Raw genomic sequence first — 17543 nt, 5'->3', positions numbered from 1 at the left:
CATATTTACCTTGGTTGGATGTGCTGCCCCCACAGGACAACCTGGTTCAAAACCGGTCCTTGACCTACGCACCGCGAACTGGGTATCTCCGGATCGCACGGCAGATCTGACACAGCAAATGTCTGTAAACTCCGGTTCGCATAAGCTTATTGTGCAGGCGCGCTTGCAGCTAGCTGACACTGAAATCCGCATGGTGGCTCTGGATATGCTGGGACGGCGTGCAATGGATCTGCGCTGGGGCGTGGATGGTTTTGACAGCAACACTGCCGATTGGCTGCCGGATCTTGTCCAACCTGAAAGCGTGCTTGCGGACCTAGTTTTAATCTATTGGCCGCTTGATAAATTGCAAGCATTGCTCAGGGGCGCACAAATCAGCACCGCGCCTGATGCCCGGTTGATCCACCGAGACATCGGGCCGGACATTCGGATAGACTATGATTTTACCCCCGGTGTAAGCTATGTTGGATCTGTAACTTTAAGGGATCCAATGCGTCACCTGACAGTTGAGATCCAATCCGCTGAGGCCACCAATGAATAACCTAGTTTATATGAGTGCATTGGGGATCGTGAACCCATTGGGGGTCGGTAAAAAGCAAGTGGCAGCCAATCTTTTCTCTGGAGTGCAATCGGGCATGGTCTGGCGGAAAGGATTGCTGACGGATCAAACTGTTCGCGTCGGGGCGGTGACAACGCCCCTGCCCCAGATTCCGATAGAAATGCCTCATTACAACACACGAAATAATCGTCTGATGTTATTGGCCCTTCAAGAAATAGACACCGAAATCCGTCAGGCGATCGACCATTATGGCGCTGACAGGGTTGCTGTTGTACTGGGCACCAGCACAATGGGGCTATCTGATGCGGAACCCGGGATCATTGAGAAAATCAACACAGGGTCATTTCCCGACACCTATGATTACAAATTTCAGGAACCCGCGGGCCTGTCTGAATTCGTCGCAAAATATTATGGGCTTAAGGGGCAAGCTGTCACGATTTCAACCGCCTGCACCTCCAGTGCAAAAGCTATTGCTGCTGCCCGCCGATATATGAACGCCGGCATGTGTGACGCGGCAATTGTCGGCGGCGCAGATACCTTGTGTCGGCTGACGGTGAATGGCTTTGATGCGCTAAGTTCTTTATCCGCCGATATCTGCAACCCTTTCAGTGTGAATCGTGATGGCATCAATATCGGCGAAGGCGCGGCTGCGTTCCTTTTGACCCGTACCCCTGCGGATATAGTTTTGCTTGGCGTAGGGGAAACATCGGATGCGCATCACATCAACGCCCCGGATCCTGAAGGCACAGGCGCCTTGCGCGCGATGGACGCGGCATTGACAGACGCCAATCTCACCGCCGCTGATATTGGATATGTCAATCTGCACGGCACGGCGACCCCATTAAATGATGCCATGGAAGGGCGTGCTGTTGCCCAATTGTTTGGCCCTGATATCTTATGCAGTTCAACCAAGGCGATGACAGGTCATATGCTTGGGGCAGCTGGCGCAAATGAGGCCGCTTTTCTGTGGCTGATGTTAACCTGTAACGACGCCACATTGCCCGTACCGCCACATTTATGGGATGGGTGTAGCGACCCAGATATACCATTGTCGAATTTCGCCAAAATCGGACAGCAATCAGCGGAAGGGGCAACAGCCCTGCTCAGCAATTCATTTGCTTTTGGTGGCAACAACATCAGCCTGATCATGGGGAAAGGATAAATCATGTCACACCCAGATTATGTGATTTCAGAGCTTATCACCCACGCAGCCCCGATGATCCTGATTGATACCATCGATCAATATTCAGAGGATGCGTTACAGGCCAAAGTCACCATCACAGAAGCATCCCCGTTTCTATACGATGGATCTGTACCCGCTTATGTTGGCTTGGAATATATGGCCCAATCCGTGGCCTGTTTCAGTGGCATCAGGGCCCGAAATGCGGATCAGCCTATCCGCGAAGGGTATCTGATCAGCACAAGGCGCCTCAGCCTCAATCGTCAAGAGTTTTCCCTTGGTGAGACGCTCACCATACATGTTTCGTTGGTACATGATTTCGGTGATATGTCCTCATTTGACTGTCAGGTGAACAAAGACGAAACGATGCTGGCAAATGCGCGTCTTAACGTTTATCAACCGCTGGAATTTGAAGGCACGAACCTCCGTGAATTAGGCTAGATACGCATGGAAAAAACAATAATTGTAACAGGCGCAAGCAAAGGCATTGGGCGCGCGATTGCTGTGCGATTGGCCCAGGATGGCTTTGGTATAGCCGTCCACTATGGCCGTGATCAAACTGGTGCCAATGAAACCCTCGATAGCATTCAAAATGCAGGGGGGACGGGTCGTTTGCTGCAATTTGATATCTCGGATCGGGAAGAGTGCAAATCTAAACTTGAACAGGATATATCAGAGCATGGCGCCTATTTCGGTGCTGTGCTGAATGCGGGTGTCACCCGTGATGATGCATTTCCTGCAATGTCACCCGAAGGTTGGGATACGGTCCTACGCACAAACCTTGATGGGTTTTACAATGTTCTGCATCCACTTATTATGCCAATGATCAGTGCCCGCAAAGGCGGACGCATTGTGGCGATGTCATCTGTATCTGGTCAAATGGGCAATCGCGGACAGGTTAATTATTCCGCATCTAAAGCTGGCCTGATTGGCGCAGTAAAAGCCTTGGCTGTTGAATTGGCCAAACGTAAAATCACCGTGAATTGCGTTGCCCCAGGCCTGATTGAAACACAGATGGTACAAGATATTCCAAAGGATTTTGTGGCAGGTGCCGTGCCTATGCGCCGTATGGGAACCGCAGATGAGGTTGCAGGGGCAGTGTCTTTTCTCTGCTCGCCTGATGCAAGCTATATGACACGCCAGGTGCTTGGCGTGAACGGAGGGATGCTATGACCCGTCGCGTTGTTGTAACAGGCATGGCCGGGGTCACATCCCTTGGCCAGGATTGGCCCGCTATCCGAGCACAGATGGAAGCTGGAAAAACCGGTATCCGACATATGCCGGAATGGGATCGTTATACTGACCTGAACACCCGGCTTGCGGGGCCTGTTGATGGGTTTGACATCTCAGGGCGCTACCCACGAAAGAAGCTCCGCAGCATGGGGCGCGTGGCACAACTTGCTGTTTACGCAACAGAAAACGCCCTTCTTGATGCCGGGTTGCTGGATGATGAAATACTCCGTTCTGGACGGCTTGGTGTGTCATATGGTTCGTCTTTTGGCAGCACAGAACCCATCAGCGCCTTCGCCGAACTGATGGACAAGGGGACGATGCACAATCTGACCGCCACCAGCTATGTCAAAATGATGAGCCACTCTGCCGCTGTGAATATCGGTGTGTTCTTTGGCACCAATGGCAGGATCATCCCAACCTCCAGTGCATGCACGTCTGGCAGTCAGGGCATTGGCTTTGCCTATGAGGCGATTAAATACGGTCAACAGGATGTTATGATCGCCGGGGGCTCTGAGGAACTCTGCCCTTCCATGGCCGCTGTCTTCGACTCTCTCTACGCGACGAGCACCCGTAATGATGCCCCTAGTCAAAGCCCCCGTCCCTTCGATCAAGATCGCGATGGATTGGTCATTGGCGAAGGTGCCGGGACGTTAATTCTTGAAGAATACGACCATGCGAAGCAACGGGGCGCAAAGATCTATGCGGAAATCCTGGGGTTTGGCACAAATTCTGATGGCAGCCACGTCACGCAACCGACTGCGAAAACGATGGAAGCAGCCATGCGTTTGGCCTTGAAAGATGCGGACCTCACGCCGGAAGATATTGAACTAATTAACGGCCATGGCACAGCTACGGACCGAGGAGACGTCGCAGAATCCCACGCGACGCATGCAGTCTTTGAGGATAAAGTGCCCTTTCACACCCTGAAAGGCCACTTCGGCCATACCTTAGGCGCATGTGGCGCGATAGAAGCCTGGCTCGCGATCGAAATGATGCGGTCTAACTGGTTTCCGAAAACAGCGAACCTTGAACACGTCGATCCTGAATGCGCGGCATTAAACTACTGGAATGATAGCAGTTCAAATGGTGGTGTTAGCACACTCATGTCTAATAACTTTTCCTTTGGCGGGATAAACACATCTTTGATCTTCAGCTTGACCTAACTGCATACTCCCACCAAATTTCCGCGTGAGTTTTGGTGATGTTGACACGCTATCTCTTTGGGATCGTGCACCGGGTGTTACAGCATCAGCAGAGCCAGAATACGTATTAAAAAAGAAACCGGCCCCGTGTTTGTACGATGCGTTGCACGCGGCCGATTAAGAGCGGATGCTTGAACTAAGTGAATGCTACCATCTTCGAGTACTAATTTGGATCCACCCCTCGGCTTCACTGTATGATGAAATCGCACTGGACCTGTCCCGCTTTCGTGCCGCCCCAAGTGCTCGTTTATCCGCTTTTGACATCACGTCCGTGTCTCGATGCTGGGTGATCCATTTGTTTAGCGTCGACATACCAACAACCAAGATCATCCGCCACCTGCTTACGCGTTAGCCGGCTCGTCAGTGCGATGCGCACCGCATCTTGGCGAAATTCGCCCGTCCGTTTCAGTCCCATAGTTCATTGCAGTAAATGCTATCAAAGAAGCGGCACCAAACTGCGGCAGGTCCAATATGATCCGTTAACGGATCATTTCCGGTTTTTGAGGGGCTGACAAGGCTTCCCCCTTTTTGTGCACAGATACGAAATAGCCCCCCAACAGTTGAATAGCGTAATTTTATGGTTCCTGCTGCACAACAACCGATGAGCGGGACGTTCTCACTTATAACGTGCGGATCGGGCTTTAATGCTGTCAATACGCAGCTGTGATACAGCGCAAGCCCTCCTTTTGTAGCTCGGGAATATCCATCTTGCCGAGATCACGACCCAGAGGTGACGGTCGTCGCCTAAATCGGTGGAAATACTGCTTAGAAGTATCTCAAAAATATTAACTTGAAAGAGGAAAACTAAGATGAAAAACGGTTTTAAAATCCTGACCGCTGTTGCATTCACCGCAATAGCTACTGCTGCTTCGGCAGAATGTAACGCAGAGTATATTCAAGCGCAAACGCTAGAAATCTCAGCCGGGATGCAAGCTTTGGCTGTTACCAATCCTGGCAAAATGATGGAGCTTTCAACCTATCTGGAAGAAGCAATGAATGCTGCGACGGAAACAAATGATTGTACGTTGCTTGATGGAATCGTTGCAGATCTGAACGGTTAATCTGGATTCAAAATTAGTTCTTCCGCAAAAATTTCACCTGCGGGAGAGCTCTTACGAGTGGACGCAATGGTGCCGCAATTGCAAGGCTGCTTTTCATATTCATCTATGTTTCCATATAGTTGTTCATTTTTAAATCCACCTAATATATCCTGTACTGGCGACCTGGAAACAAGACGTTGAAATCTTGGCGGAAAATGTGAAACTTCAGGGGAAGATTCATTCGCTGGTTTCAACGACCATCAGTTCCCGTTCAGAAGCACCACGCGCGTGGTTCAGCGCTTCCTGGTATTCGGGACTGTGATAACAGGCGACTGCCGTATCAACATCAGGGAATTTCGCGACGACATTGCGCGGGCGTTCCTTGCCTTCAAGTTGAACAAAACGACCACCGCGCGCGATGAATTCACCGCCATGTTTCGCAATCGCAGGCCCCGCCAGTTTGGCATATTTGCCGTAAGCTTCTTCATCCGTCACAGTGACATGTGCGATCCAGAGAGCACCCATAATCTATCCTCCGATAATGGCTTTTGCCGCGTTGATCGCAGCTTCAGCGTTTTCAATTGATTTACCGCCGCCTTGCGCCATATCGGCACGACCGCCGCCGCCTTTGCCCCCCAATTCGGGCACGGCAGCGCGCACAAGATCTACGGCAGAAAGCGTGTCTTTCAGATCATCGGTGACCCCAGCCGCAACTGCTGCCTTGCCACCTGCATCAGCGATCAACAGAACAGCACCGCTTTCAAGACGGGACTTATGTTCGTCAATCAAAGATGGCAAATCACGCGGAGAAACACCTTCAACAAGTTGCGCAAAGAACTTGATTCCATTCACTTCTTGCGCATCCGGGCTTGCGCCACCACCGGCCATCGCCAGCTGTTTGCGCAGATCAGCCACTTCGGTTTGCAAAGATTTACGCTCAGACATCAGAGATTTCACACGTTCCGGAACATCCTCAGCGCGGGCTTTCAAGTTGCCTGCAAGATCATTCATTCGGTCATTTTGTGCGGCAAGGTAATCAAACGCCGCCTGCCCGGTCAGCGCTTCGATCCGGCGCACACCTGAGGAACTGGCACTGTCTCCAAGACAGACAAACATCCCGATATCACCGGTTTGACGCACATGTGTACCGCCGCAAAGCTCAAGCGAATAAGTGTCGCCATCCGTGCCTTTTCCAGAACCGCTTTCGCGACCCATGGAAACAACACGCACTTCATCGCCGTATTTTTCACCAAACAACGCCTGTGCACCAAGGGCGCGGGCATCATCCGGCGTCATGATCCGGGTTTCAACCGCAGTGTTCTGACGGATGAAAGTGTTAACATCCTGTTCAACTTGCTTAATTTCGGCCTCAGACATCGCCGAGTTATGCGAGAAATCAAAGCGCAAACGATCATCCGCATTAAGCGATCCGCGTTGTGCAACATGATCGCCCAAATGCACGCGCAGAGCTTCATGCAACAGGTGCGTCGCTGAGTGGTTCGCGCGAATTTGGCTGCGACGTGTGCGATCAACTTTCAGTTCAGCACCCTGCCCAACCGAAACTGTCCCACGCGTCACTTTGGCAATATGAACAAATACGCCTGCGGTTTTACGCGTGTCTGTAATAATGGCTTCGCCAGTTTCAGTGAACAGAGCACCGCTGTCGCCAACCTGCCCGCCGCTTTCGGCATAGAAAGGCGTTTGGTTCAAAGTGATTTGAATTTCATCGCCCTCAGCCGCTGTGTCTTGTGTCTTGCCACCGGATACCAAAGCCAGCACCTGACCCTCAGCAACTTCGGTGTCATAGCCTAAGAATTCAGTCACACCGTTCTTATCTGCGATGTCAAACCAGATGGTAGAATCCGCTGCATCACCAGAACCGGACCAAGCCGCGCGCGCCTTGGCTTTCTGTTCTGCCATCGCCGTATTGAAACCATCAACATCCGCACCACGGCCCTGTTCACGCAAAGCGTCTTGTGTGAGATCAAGCGGGAAACCATATGTGTCATACAGCTTAAATGCCGCCTCGCCAGGAAGATCAGCGCCGTCAGGCAGTTTAGAAACCTCTGCATCAAGCAGGGTCAAACCCCGGTCAAGTGTCTGACGGAAACGGGTTTCCTCATTCAGAAGCGTTTCTTCAATCATAGTTTGACCGTGCGAAAGTTCAGGGAAAGCCTGCCCCATTTGTGCAACCAACTCAGGCACCAAACGATGCATCACTGGATCTTTCGCGCCAAGAATATGTGCGTGGCGCATGGCGCGACGCATGATACGGCGCAGCACATAACCACGACCCTCATTCGATGGCAAAACCCCATCCGCGATCAGGAAGGATGTGGACCGCAAGTGGTCAGCAATCACCCGGTGATGCACGTTTTTATCACCATAAGGATCAACGCTTGTGGCATGCGCGGAAGCTTCGATCAGTGCTTTGAACAGATCGGTGTCATAGTTATCGTGGCTGCCCTGCATCAGCGCGCCAATACGTTCCAGCCCCATGCCGGTATCGATTGAAGGCTTTGGCAGGTTCTCGCGGCGACCGCCTTCGAACTGTTCATATTGCATGAACACGAGATTCCAGATTTCAATAAACCGATCACCATCTTCTTCAGGCGAACCGGGAGGGCCACCCCAAATGTGATCGCCGTGATCATAGAAAATCTCAGTGCACGGGCCGCAAGGCCCCGTCGCGCCCATGGACCAAAAGTTGTCATCGGTTGCAATGCGGATGATGCGATCATCCGAAAGACCTGCGTATTTTTTCCAGATATTGGCGGCTGCGTCATCGTCATGATAAACTGTTACCAAAAGTTTATCTTTGTTAATGCCGAACTCCTTGGTGATCATATCCCAAGCGAACGCGATTGCCTCTTCTTTGAAGTAATCACCGAAACTGAAGTTCCCGAGCATTTCAAAAAACGTGTGGTGACGCGCGGTGTAACCCACATTATCCAGATCATTGTGCTTGCCGCCTGCCCGTACACATTTTTGGCTGGTTGTGGCGCGCTGATAATCCCGCGTTTCAACACCGGTAAACATGTTCTTAAACTGGACCATGCCGGCGTTTGTGAACATCAATGTTGGGTCATTACGCGGCACAAGCGGCGAACTTTCGACCACCGCATGACCATTTTTGTCAAAAAAGTTCAGAAAGGTAGAACGTATATCGTTTAATCCGGGCATAATCAGCTGTCTTTCGCGTTTGGTAACGGGCTTTTATGACATTTATATCTGCTCAGCCGCCCTGTCCACAGGTGAACACCAAAGCAACAAGGCTTTTGCAAATTAACAAGAAAAAAACCCCGAAAGCTTCTGCTCCCGAGGGTTTTTCACAATCCATTCTGGATTTCTGTCACGTCGCCTTGATGGCGAGGCCTCAGACCTTAACTGTCGACGACAGCGTCATCGTCGCCCATGCCGGGTGGCATATCGAATTCCAACCCATGCGCCGCGCGAATTTTATCTTCGATCTCTAGCGAAGTGCGGGTATTTTCACGCAAATAGTTCTTGGCATTTTCACGCCCCTGACCAATGCGCTCATCACCATATGAGAACCATGACCCCGATTTATCGACGACACCGGCTTTCACACCAAGATCAAGCAATTCGCCCATCTTCGAAATGCCTTCGCCATACATGATGTCGAATTCAACCTGTTTAAACGGTGGCGCAACCTTGTTTTTAACCACTTTCACACGGGTTTGGTTGCCGACGATTTCATCACGGTCTTTGATGGCACCGATGCGGCGAATGTCCAAACGCACTGAACTGTAGAATTTCAAAGCGTTCCCGCCAGTGGTCGTCTCGGGAGACCCAAACATCACACCGATTTTCATGCGAATTTGGTTAATGAAGATGACCATACACTTGGAACGTGAGATGGAGCCAGTGAGTTTACGCATGGCTTGGCTCATCAGACGCGCATGCACACCCACAGAACTATCGCCCATATCGCCTTCCAGCTCAGATTTCGGCGTCAAAGCGGCCACAGAGTCAATAACAACCATGCTTACCGCGCCGGAACGCACTAAAGTATCAACGATTTCAAGAGATTGCTCGCCAGTATCTGGTTGAGAAATCAGCATCTCGTCAATATTGACGCCCAATTTCTTGGCGTATTGCGGATCAAGCGCGTGTTCCGCATCTACAAAGGCGCAGATACCGCCTTTTTTCTGCTCTTCTGCGATGCAGTGCAGCGTCAATGTGGTTTTACCTGAACTTTCAGGGCCATAGATCTCAATGATCCGACCTTTCGGCAAACCACCAATCCCAAGGGCGATGTCAAGGCCAAGCGATCCCGTCGATGTGGATTCGATTTCTTGGATGGCGTTGCCATCGCCAAGCTTCATAATCGAACCTTTACCGAATTGACGTTCGATTTGCGCAAGCGCCGAATCTAGCGCTTTTTGGCGGTCGTTGCTTTTTTTATCAGTCATGTTCAGTAAATCTGCCGTTGCCATAAGTTAACGTCCTTATTTCACACCGAGGTTCACCCGGCAATTCTTCTTTTGTTCTTGTGTTGTTCTCATGTATGAGGGTAAAAAGAGAACATTTCAATTGAAATTTTATATTTATACTTTTGTAGATGTCGCTTAACAATTGGTTTACGATGGTACTGATTTTTTGAAAATCTACTAACACCTTAAAAAGGAACGATAAATGTTGGTTTTTTGGCCAAAGCGGCTTGTTTACCTTGCGGTCCCAAAGACGGGAAGTTCTGCAATTGAATCTGTGCTGCATCCCTTTGCCGACATCCAATTCAAAAGCCCGCCCCGATTAAAACATGCAAAAGCCGGGACAATGCGGAACTTTCGAAAACTGTTTTCGCCGCTTGATCCGGGGGAATTTGAACAAGTCGCGGTCATGCGCGATCCGCTGGAATGGCTGGGCAGTTGGTATCGGTACCGGGCGCGCAAAGAACTTGACGGCAATCAAAACAGCACTGCCAACATAAGTTTTGAAGAATTCATTGACGCGGTGATCAGCAAAAATCCCCCACCTTTCGCCCATGTTGGATCGCAGTTCCGGTTTCTGTGTGCCGAAGGTGAAACCCCTGTCGCCGACCGTATTTACCCCTATACGCGGATCAACGATTTGTTCACCTATTTGGAAAAGCGGTTGGAAATTTCATTTGAGATTCCAGATGCAAACATGTCTGAGATTGCCCCTTTGTCCCTGAGTGATGCGTGTCTTGCCCGTTTGATGGACGCCAGATCAGCCGAGTTCGCCCTATATGAACAGGTCGAGGCCGGCGTCTACTGCCAAGACATCAAATAGGCGATCTTTGGATTTGAACAAAACCCATAAGTCGCAAACCCGCATATTTTCGCCACGCCAAGCCCCTTAACCTGGCTTGTGCTTGACCCCGCCCAAGGAGTAGCCGAAACACAGGCAACGAATATGCAGGTTTCAAATGATCAGACGGCTATATGACAGTGTAATTAACCTAGCGACGCATCGGCACGCATTGTGGTTTCTCGCCCTTGTCAGCTTTGCGGAAAGCTCGTTTTTTCCTATCCCACCAGACCTATTGATGATCCCGATGATCCTGGCACGTCCGTCAAAAGCCTTTGTCATTGCCGCAGTTGCAATGGTCGCATCGGTGTTGGGTGGTTTGGCCGGGTATTTCATTGGATCCGTGCTGTTTGAAACCATCGGAACCCCCCTGTTGGAATTCTACGGCAAGGAACATGCTTTCATCGAGATGTCGGGCAAGTTTAACGATTATGGCGCATGGGCTGTCTTGATCGCCGGCGTAACCCCGTTCCCCTATAAGGTAATCACGATTTTCTCTGGTGTTACAGGGCTTTCCCTACCGATCTTCATCTTGTCGTCTATCGTTGCACGCGGGTTGCGGTTCTTCATTGTCGCTGGTCTTTTATGGAATTTCGGCACGCCGATCCGCGACTTTATTGAACGTCGTTTGGGCTTGATGTTCTCTCTCTTTGTTGTCGTTCTACTAGCGGGATTCTGGGCGGTGAAATTTCTATGAACAAGACATTCATTCTGATTGCTACGGCTGGGTCAGCCGCATTATTGCTGGGCGCTTTTGGCTTTCAATATTTGGGCGATCTGCCCCCGTGTAAAATGTGTATCTGGCAGCGCTGGCCACACGGCATCGCAATTCTTGCCGGAGTTCTGGCGCTGGCTATGAAGCAGCGCATGTTTGCTTGGCTTGGTGCGGTGGCGACCCTAATTACCTCGCTGATCGGGTTTTACCACGCGGGTGTGGAAAAAGGCATCTTTGAAGGGCCTGACAGCTGCACATCTGGTCCTGTTGGTGGCATGTCGACAGATGATCTGTTCAATCAGATCATGAATGCGCCATTGGTACGTTGCGACGAGATCCCATGGGATATGTTTGGAATCTCAATGGCAGGATGGAACGCGTTGGTTTCACTTGGCTTATTCTGCATTTGGATCATGGCGTCGCGCCGCAGCTAACTGTATATTTAACCGCGCGCGACAGTGGATTTGCGCGTGGCCAACAATAGGTTTGTCTCGCTGGTTTGCACCCCATCCAAGCGCCGGATTTGTCCCAGAACCGCATCGAGCGCCTCAAGTGATGTGGCCCCCAACTCAATGATCAAATCCCATTTTCCGTTGGTCGCATGAATGGCCTGAACCTCGGGCAAACCAGACAAGCGGTGCACGATGCGATCGGTGCCATGCCCTTCAATCCCCAACATCATATGCCCACGCACGGGCGATTGACTGCGGTCTTCTTTCAACACGACTGTGAAACCGACGATATCCCCCCTCGCAACCAAGCGCTCGATCCGGGTGCGTATGGTCGTGCGAGACAGTTTCAATTGCCCTGCAAGTTCCGACAGGCTGGCACGGGAATCGCGCCGTAAAGCCGCAATAATGTCTCTGTCGCGTTCGTCCATGTAGTTTACCTTCTCATATTGGAAGATCACCTTCCGGTTTGGTCAAATTACGTCCGTATTGCGCAAGTTGATAGTGTTAAATACGGCATTTCGGATGGATAATGGCAAAAACAGATGTTTCAGCTACACGACAGGTGTCCGTATGACTTTTAAAAACTGCATTCTTGTTGGCGCCCCCGTCGACAGTGGTAAAGCGCGCAAAGGCTGCGTTATGGGCCCTGACGCCTATCGCACGGCAGGCATCAGCGAAATGATCCGCGAACTTGGCCACACAATAGATGATCGCGGCAATTTCAGCCCTGATACGCCCAAAATCCCCCCGGATGCCGATCAACTGACACGCGATCATCTGACGACAATCGGATGGACCAAGACCTTATCTGCTGCGGCGAACCAGGCCGCCAGGGTTGGTTTCCCGATCTTTCTAGGCGGTGATCATGCTTTATCCCTTGGCACCGTGGCTGGTATGGCAAAATATGCGCAAGACATTGATAAACCATTGTTTGTTCTTTGGCTGGATGCACATACTGATTACCACACCCCCAAAACCAGCACCTCGGGCAACCTGCATGGCACGCCTTTGGGCTATGTCACGGGGCGCGACGGGTTTGATGCATTCCCACCTTTGCCTGCCATCGTGCCAGAGGATAACATCTGCCTGATCGGGTTGCGCTCTGTCGACAGCGCCGAAGCTGAAGCCTTGGCCAAAAGCGAGATGCATCCGGTTGATATGCGTCGCATTGACGAAGTCGGAATTGCTGCCCCGCTTGCCGCCTTCCTTGAAAAAGTCAAAGCAGCCAATGGTATTTTGCATGTCTCGCTTGATGTCGATTTTCTTGACCCAGCAATCGCGCCCGCGGTCGGCACAACCGTTCCTGGTGGTGCGACCTTCCGCGAGGCCCATTTGGTGATGGAAATGCTGCATGATGCGGGCTGTGTTGCAGCCCTTGATTTGGTCGAACTCAACCCATTTCTGGATGAACGTGGCAAAACCGCAAGCCTGATGGTGGATCTTACAGCATCCCTGCTTGGCAAGCGCGTTTTTGATCGCCCAACCGGACAGTTCTAATCACGGTTTAGGGCGGTGAAATACCGCCCTAAACAGCTGATTTATTCACGCTACCATTGCGTAGTATATCCCGCTTAATGTATAAGAATTGCAACAAGATGCAGATAAACAGTAGCAGAGCGGAAACAACGTGAACGACAACTCAGAACCCCCTGAAAATACTGATGTAACCGCAATCGAGAAGCCCGTATACGACGGCCCTCAAATCTCTATTACAGACGAGATGCGCACGTCATATCTCGATTACGCCATGAGCGTGATCGTTTCACGTGCGATTCCTGACCTTCGTGACGGTCTAAAACCCGTGCATCGGCGCATTCTTTATGCCATGCATGAGACCAATAACACCCATGACAAATCCTATCGTAAATCGGCCCGCCCGGTTGGCGATGTGATGGGTAAATACCACCCCCACGGCGACAGTGCGATCTATGATGCGCTGGTGCGGATGGCGCAGGATTTCTCTATGTCGCTGCCGCTTTTGGACGGCCAGGGTAACTTTGGTTCCATGGACGGCGATAATCCGGCTGCGATGCGTTATACCGAAGTGCGCATGGACAAACCCGCCGCCTTTATCTTAGCTGACATCGACAAAGATACCGTTGATTTCCAAGATAACTACGATGGCAAAGACCGCGAACCTACTGTTCTTCCTGCCCGTTATCCAAATATGTTGGTTAATGGTGCCGGTGGTATCGCTGTGGGTATGGCGACCAATATTCCGCCGCATAACCTTGGCGAAGTGATCGATGCAACCCTTGCGTTGATCGAAGAACCGGATTTGTCCTCTGAACAGTTGATCGAATATATTCCTGGCCCAGATTTTCCGACCGGCGCGATTATGTTGGGCCGAACTGGCGCGCGCAAAGCCTATCTTGAGGGCCGTGGTTCTGTTGTGATCCGCGCCAAAACCCGCGTGGAAGAGATCCGCAAAGATCGTTACGCGATTGTCTTGGATGAGATCCCCTATCAGGTGAACAAAGCCGCGATGATTGTGAAAATCGCCGAACAAGTGCGCGACAAAAAGATCGAAGGCGTCGCCCATGTTCAAGATGAATCAGATCGCAACGGTGTACGTGTTGTTGTTGAGCTGAAACGCGATGCGACCCCCGAAGTCGTTCTGAACCAACTGTTCCGCTTCACCCCGATGCAGACTTATTTCGGCTGTAACATGCTGGCCCTGAATGGTGGCCGCCCTGAACAGCTGACATTGCGTAGGTTCCTGACGTCGTTCATTGATTTCCGTGAAGAGGTCGTTGCACGTCGCACCGCTTATGAATTGCGCAAAGCCCGTGAACGGTCCCATATTCTATGTGGTTTGGCTGTGGCTGTGTCCAATGTCGATGAAATCGTCGCGACCATCCGTGCCTCTGCTGATCCTGCGGAAGCGCGTGCAAAATTGATGGAACGTCGCTGGCCTGCCGGCGATATTCTTGAATATATCGCGCTGATTGATGATCCAAGCCACAAAGCTAATGAAGACGGCACTTATAACCTGTCCGAAACCCAAGCGCGCGCCATTTTGGAACTGCGTTTGCAACGTCTGACAGCGATGGGCGTTAAAGAAGTCACGGATGAGCTGCAAACACTTGCCGCCGCCATCCGCGAATATCTTGATATCCTGCGGTCTCGTGAACGGATCATGGAAATCATCGCAAATGAACTGATTGAAGTGCGTGAAAAATTCGCAGTTCCACGTCGCACCCAGATCGTTGACTGGTCTGGTGACATGGATGACGAAGACCTGATTGAACGCGAAGACATGGTTGTGACCGTGACCTCTGGTGGTTGGATCAAACGCACGCCTCTGGCTGATTTCCGCGCGCAAAAACGTGGTGGCAAAGGCCTGTCTGGCATGCAAACCAAAGAAGAAGACGTGGTAACCACCCTATTTGTGGCCAATACCCACACGCAACTTCTGTTCTTCACAACTGACGGTATGGTTTACAAATTGAAAACTTGGCGCCTGCCCCAAGGTGGTCGCACCGCCAAAGGCAAAGCCATTGTGAACATTCTACCGATCCCAACTGGCGTTTCTATCGCCGCGATCATGCCGGTGGACGTGCCGGATGAGGAATGGGATGATCTGCAAGTGGTCTTTGCGACTTCTGCTGGTACTGTGCGCCGCAACAAACTGTCCGATTTCACCAATGTGATGCGCAATGGTAAGATCGCGATGAAATTCGAAGGCGACAATGAAAACACCCGCCTGATCAATGCGCGCATCTGTTCTGACGATGATGATGTGATGCTGGTGACCAAATCCGGTCGCGCCATTCGCTTCCCAAGCACCGATGTGCGTGTGTTCAACTCGCGTGCCTCTGTTGGTGTACGTGGCGTGAAATTGAAGAATGATGACGAAGTTGTCTCCATGTCAGTGGTCAGTCACTTCGATGCAACGCCGGATGAACGCACAGCCTTCATCAAACGTTTCCGCGGTGAATTTGGAATTGATGTCGCTGAAGATGAAGCCGTTGAAGAAGTCGAAGGTGACTTGTCCGAAGATCGTTATCAGGAGATGCTAACAGCGAATAACCTGCTGGTAACATTGAATGAAACTGGCGCGGGCAACCTAACTTCTAGCCATGATTACCGTGTCTCTGGGCGTGGTGGCCAAGGTGTTGCAGCCATGAAAGGCGGCGATATCGTTGCCTGCTTCCCTGTGGAACTTGGCGATCAAATCATGTTGGCAACCTCAAAAGGTCAGTCGATCCGCTGTCCTGTGAATGGCATTTCTTTCCGTTCCCGTTCTGCGGGTGGCGTCAAGGTCTTCAACACAGGCAAAGGCGAAACCGTGGTGTCTGTCGCCTGGATCGCGGAACGCGACGAGGATGAAGACGACGTGACAATCGACGCGGTTGATGCAGTCGAAACACCGGTGGCAAACACCGAAAGCTGATGTAATCAGCAATAGAAAATCAAGGGCCACCCTTTGGGGTGGCTTTTCTTTTGGGCGCAAGACGGATAAATTCAACCTATGGAAAACACATTACACATCATTGGTGGCGGGCTTGCGGGCTCAGAGGCGGCATTTCAGGCAGCGGAGGCTGGCGTTCAGGTGATCCTGCATGAAATGCGCCCAAAAGTTGAAACTTTTGCCCATCAAAGCGGCGATTTTGCTGAAATGGTTTGCTCCAACTCTTTCCGTTCCGATGACAGCGAACAAAACGCCGTGGGCCTGCTGCATTGGGAAATGCGCGAAGCCAACGGGTTGATTATGCGCATGGCTGGCGAACATCGCCTGCCCGCTGGTGGCGCTTTGGCCGTGGACCGCGAAGCTTTCGCGCGCGGCGTGTCTGAAGTCATTCGCAACCATCCCAATATCACGATTGAAGAAGGCGAGATCACCGAATTGCCGACGGATGGCAATTGGATCATTGCCACCGGCCCGCTGACATCCGGTGCCCTTGGCGAAAGCATTGCCCGTGAAACCGGTGCGGAAAGCCTTGCGTTTTTTGATGCCATCGCGCCGATTGTGTATTTCGACAGCGTGAATATGGACGTGGCTTGGATGCAATCGCGTTATGACAAAGGCGCGACTGAGGAAGAACAAAAAGCCTATCTCAACTGCCCGATGACCAAGGACCAATATGAGGGTTTCATCGACGCGCTGCTAGAAGCCGACAAGGCTGAGTTCCACGAAGGTGAAACCGCTAAATATTTCGATGGCTGCCTGCCGATTGAGGTCATGGCAGAACGTGGTCGTGAAACCCTACGCTTTGGCCCGATGAAACCTGTCGGTCTAACCAACGAACATGATCCTGAAAACAAAGCCTATGCGGTGGTGCAATTGCGCCGCGATAACACATTAGGAACGCTGTATAACATAGTAGGATTCCAGACAAAAATGAAATATGGCGCGCAACAAGATGTGTTCCGTATGATCCCAGGGTTGGAAGATGCATCCTTCGCACGTCTTGGCGGTATTCACCGAAATACATTCATGAATTCCCCCACATTGCTGGACGATCAGATGCGTTTAAAATCGCGTCCAAACCTGCGCTTTGCGGGTCAGATCACCGGAGTTGAAGGCTATGTTGAAAGCGCTGCCATGGGCCTTTTGGCAGGCCGTCTGGCCGCTGCAGAAATCCAAGGAAAAACCCTTGAAACGCCGCCTTTGAACAGTGCGATGGGTGCATTGATCCACCACATCACAGGTGGTGCGGACGCAAAAACATTCCAGCCAATGAACGTGAATTTCGGTTTGTTTCAACCTGTTGACGGTCTGAAAGGCGGACGTCGAGGACGTAAAGATCGCTATAAAGCCTATACTGATCGCGCAAAAGAAGCCTGGTCCGCGTGGTTAAACAGTTAATCAACGCGGATCACTGGACAGATGCGCCCTTCGCCTTATGATCGTGCTAGGGGGATGA

Annotated in this window: 16 protein-coding genes and 1 pseudogene; 12 read left to right on the top strand and 5 right to left on the bottom strand. The window is 51.3% G+C overall.

Translation table 11 applies throughout. The annotated features are described in order from the left end of the window. The first annotated feature begins 118 nt into the window (after positions 1–118). The 5 genes from RJ38_RS04425 to RJ38_RS04405 are packed head-to-tail and all read left to right on the top strand — an operon-like array spanning position 119 to position 4132. The gene (locus RJ38_RS04425) at positions 119–538 is read left to right on the top strand and encodes a DUF3261 domain-containing protein (protein ID WP_162183548.1); all 420 of its coding nucleotides are present in this window, start codon (positions 119–121) and stop codon (positions 536–538) included. Then, positions 531–1718, top strand: coding sequence for a beta-ketoacyl-[acyl-carrier-protein] synthase family protein (locus RJ38_RS04420; protein WP_039017679.1), 1188 nt, complete (start codon positions 531–533; stop codon positions 1716–1718). Before RJ38_RS04425 ends, RJ38_RS04420 begins: the two co-directional genes overlap by 8 nt. Before the next feature lie 3 nt (positions 1719–1721). After that, positions 1722–2177 (top strand): hotdog family protein, encoded by a 456-nt coding sequence (locus RJ38_RS04415; RefSeq protein WP_039017678.1) that lies wholly within the window; start codon positions 1722–1724, stop codon positions 2175–2177. A 6-nt stretch (positions 2178–2183) separates the two neighbouring features. Then, positions 2184–2909: a 3-ketoacyl-ACP reductase FabG2 gene (locus RJ38_RS04410; protein WP_039017677.1), complete on the top strand. Its 726-nt coding sequence runs from the start codon at positions 2184–2186 to the stop codon at positions 2907–2909. Next, positions 2906–4132 (top strand): beta-ketoacyl-ACP synthase, encoded by a 1227-nt coding sequence (locus RJ38_RS04405; protein WP_039017676.1) that lies wholly within the window; start codon positions 2906–2908, stop codon positions 4130–4132. Before RJ38_RS04410 ends, RJ38_RS04405 begins: the two co-directional genes overlap by 4 nt. Positions 4133–4384: 252 nt before the next feature. Here the strand turns inward: RJ38_RS04405 and RJ38_RS04400 are convergent. Further along, positions 4385–4586, bottom strand: a pseudogene (locus RJ38_RS04400) (transposase); the annotation flags it as partial. Positions 4587–4980: 394 nt separating this feature from the next. Between RJ38_RS04400 and RJ38_RS04395 the strand changes: the two are divergent. After that, the gene (locus RJ38_RS04395) at positions 4981–5232 is read left to right on the top strand and encodes a hypothetical protein (RefSeq protein WP_039017675.1); all 252 of its coding nucleotides are present in this window, start codon (positions 4981–4983) and stop codon (positions 5230–5232) included. Positions 5233–5448: 216 nt separating this feature from the next. On the opposite strand, the gene RJ38_RS04390 is transcribed toward RJ38_RS04395, so the two are convergent. From RJ38_RS04390 to recA, 3 genes are all read right to left on the bottom strand, one after another. After that, positions 5449–5736, bottom strand: coding sequence for a DUF1330 domain-containing protein (locus RJ38_RS04390; RefSeq protein ID WP_039017674.1), 288 nt, complete (start codon positions 5734–5736; stop codon positions 5449–5451). Between the two features lie 3 nt (positions 5737–5739). Next, complete coding sequence (alaS, locus tag RJ38_RS04385; RefSeq protein WP_039017673.1) at positions 5740–8394, bottom strand: alanine--tRNA ligase; 2655 nt, start codon at positions 8392–8394, stop codon at positions 5740–5742. Positions 8395–8594: 200 nt separating this feature from the next. Further along, positions 8595–9671: a recombinase RecA gene (gene recA, locus RJ38_RS04380; RefSeq protein ID WP_039017672.1), complete on the bottom strand. Its 1077-nt coding sequence runs from the start codon at positions 9669–9671 to the stop codon at positions 8595–8597. Positions 9672–9870: 199 nt separating this feature from the next. Here recA and RJ38_RS04375 point away from each other — a divergent pair, with 199 nt between their 5' ends. From RJ38_RS04375 to RJ38_RS04365, 3 genes are all read left to right on the top strand, one after another. Beyond that, positions 9871–10488, top strand: coding sequence for a sulfotransferase family 2 domain-containing protein (locus RJ38_RS04375; protein ID WP_039017671.1), 618 nt, complete (start codon positions 9871–9873; stop codon positions 10486–10488). A gap of 136 nt (positions 10489–10624) precedes the next feature. Continuing rightward, positions 10625–11203 carry a YqaA family protein gene (locus tag RJ38_RS04370; RefSeq protein ID WP_039017670.1) on the top strand — a complete coding sequence of 193 codons (579 nt, stop codon included), beginning with the start codon at positions 10625–10627 and terminating at the stop codon, positions 11201–11203. Continuing rightward, positions 11200–11655, top strand: a complete 456-nt coding sequence (locus RJ38_RS04365; RefSeq protein ID WP_039017669.1) for a disulfide bond formation protein B — start codon at positions 11200–11202, stop codon at positions 11653–11655. The genes RJ38_RS04370 and RJ38_RS04365 overlap by 4 nt, the downstream gene beginning before the upstream one ends. Positions 11656–11663: 8 nt before the next feature. On the opposite strand, the gene RJ38_RS04360 is transcribed toward RJ38_RS04365, so the two are convergent. Then, entirely contained in the window at positions 11664–12101 is a 438-nt protein-coding gene (locus RJ38_RS04360; protein WP_039017668.1) for an Lrp/AsnC family transcriptional regulator, read from the bottom strand. 142 nt (positions 12102–12243) lie between these two features. Between RJ38_RS04360 and rocF the strand changes: the two genes are divergently transcribed. From rocF to trmFO, 3 genes are all read left to right on the top strand, one after another. Further along, positions 12244–13170: an arginase gene (rocF, locus tag RJ38_RS04355; RefSeq protein ID WP_039017712.1), complete on the top strand. Its 927-nt coding sequence runs from the start codon at positions 12244–12246 to the stop codon at positions 13168–13170. A 130-nt stretch (positions 13171–13300) separates the two neighbouring features. Continuing rightward, the gene (gene gyrA / locus RJ38_RS04350; RefSeq protein WP_052245193.1) at positions 13301–16069 is read left to right on the top strand and encodes a DNA gyrase subunit A; all 2769 of its coding nucleotides are present in this window, start codon (positions 13301–13303) and stop codon (positions 16067–16069) included. A 78-nt stretch (positions 16070–16147) separates the two neighbouring features. Then, positions 16148–17485, top strand: a complete 1338-nt coding sequence (gene trmFO / locus RJ38_RS04345; RefSeq protein ID WP_039017667.1) for a methylenetetrahydrofolate--tRNA-(uracil(54)-C(5))-methyltransferase (FADH(2)-oxidizing) TrmFO — start codon at positions 16148–16150, stop codon at positions 17483–17485. Positions 17486–17543: the final 58 nt, after the last annotated feature.

It is taken from the genome of Halocynthiibacter namhaensis (assembly GCF_000812685.1).
Taxonomy (GTDB): domain Bacteria; phylum Pseudomonadota; class Alphaproteobacteria; order Rhodobacterales; family Rhodobacteraceae; genus Halocynthiibacter; species Halocynthiibacter namhaensis.
The sequence above is the reverse complement of the archived record's forward strand: the minus strand, read 5'-3'. Positions and strand labels throughout refer to the sequence as shown.

What these genes read in the sequence shown, in the direction of transcription:
- RJ38_RS04405 (WP_039017676.1), top strand. Translation starts at nt 2,906, where the DNA reads ATGACCCGTCGCGTTGTTGTAACAGGCATGGCCGGGGTCACATCCCTT.
- RJ38_RS04390 (WP_039017674.1), bottom strand. Translation starts at nt 5,736, where the DNA reads ATGGGTGCTCTCTGGATCGCACATGTCACTGTGACGGATGAAGAAGCT.
- RJ38_RS04370 (WP_039017670.1), top strand. Translation starts at nt 10,625, where the DNA reads ATGATCAGACGGCTATATGACAGTGTAATTAACCTAGCGACGCATCGG.
- alaS (WP_039017673.1), bottom strand. Translation starts at nt 8,394, where the DNA reads ATGCCCGGATTAAACGATATACGTTCTACCTTTCTGAACTTTTTTGAC.
- RJ38_RS04395 (WP_039017675.1), top strand. Translation starts at nt 4,981, where the DNA reads ATGAAAAACGGTTTTAAAATCCTGACCGCTGTTGCATTCACCGCAATA.
- RJ38_RS04415 (WP_039017678.1), top strand. Translation starts at nt 1,722, where the DNA reads ATGTCACACCCAGATTATGTGATTTCAGAGCTTATCACCCACGCAGCC.
- rocF (WP_039017712.1), top strand. Translation starts at nt 12,244, where the DNA reads ATGACTTTTAAAAACTGCATTCTTGTTGGCGCCCCCGTCGACAGTGGT.
- RJ38_RS04425 (WP_162183548.1), top strand. Translation starts at nt 119, where the DNA reads ATGTCTGTAAACTCCGGTTCGCATAAGCTTATTGTGCAGGCGCGCTTG.
- RJ38_RS04365 (WP_039017669.1), top strand. Translation starts at nt 11,200, where the DNA reads ATGAACAAGACATTCATTCTGATTGCTACGGCTGGGTCAGCCGCATTA.
- RJ38_RS04360 (WP_039017668.1), bottom strand. Translation starts at nt 12,101, where the DNA reads ATGGACGAACGCGACAGAGACATTATTGCGGCTTTACGGCGCGATTCC.
- RJ38_RS04375 (WP_039017671.1), top strand. Translation starts at nt 9,871, where the DNA reads ATGTTGGTTTTTTGGCCAAAGCGGCTTGTTTACCTTGCGGTCCCAAAG.
- RJ38_RS04410 (WP_039017677.1), top strand. Translation starts at nt 2,184, where the DNA reads ATGGAAAAAACAATAATTGTAACAGGCGCAAGCAAAGGCATTGGGCGC.
- trmFO (WP_039017667.1), top strand. Translation starts at nt 16,148, where the DNA reads ATGGAAAACACATTACACATCATTGGTGGCGGGCTTGCGGGCTCAGAG.
- recA (WP_039017672.1), bottom strand. Translation starts at nt 9,671, where the DNA reads ATGGCAACGGCAGATTTACTGAACATGACTGATAAAAAAAGCAACGAC.
- RJ38_RS04420 (WP_039017679.1), top strand. Translation starts at nt 531, where the DNA reads ATGAATAACCTAGTTTATATGAGTGCATTGGGGATCGTGAACCCATTG.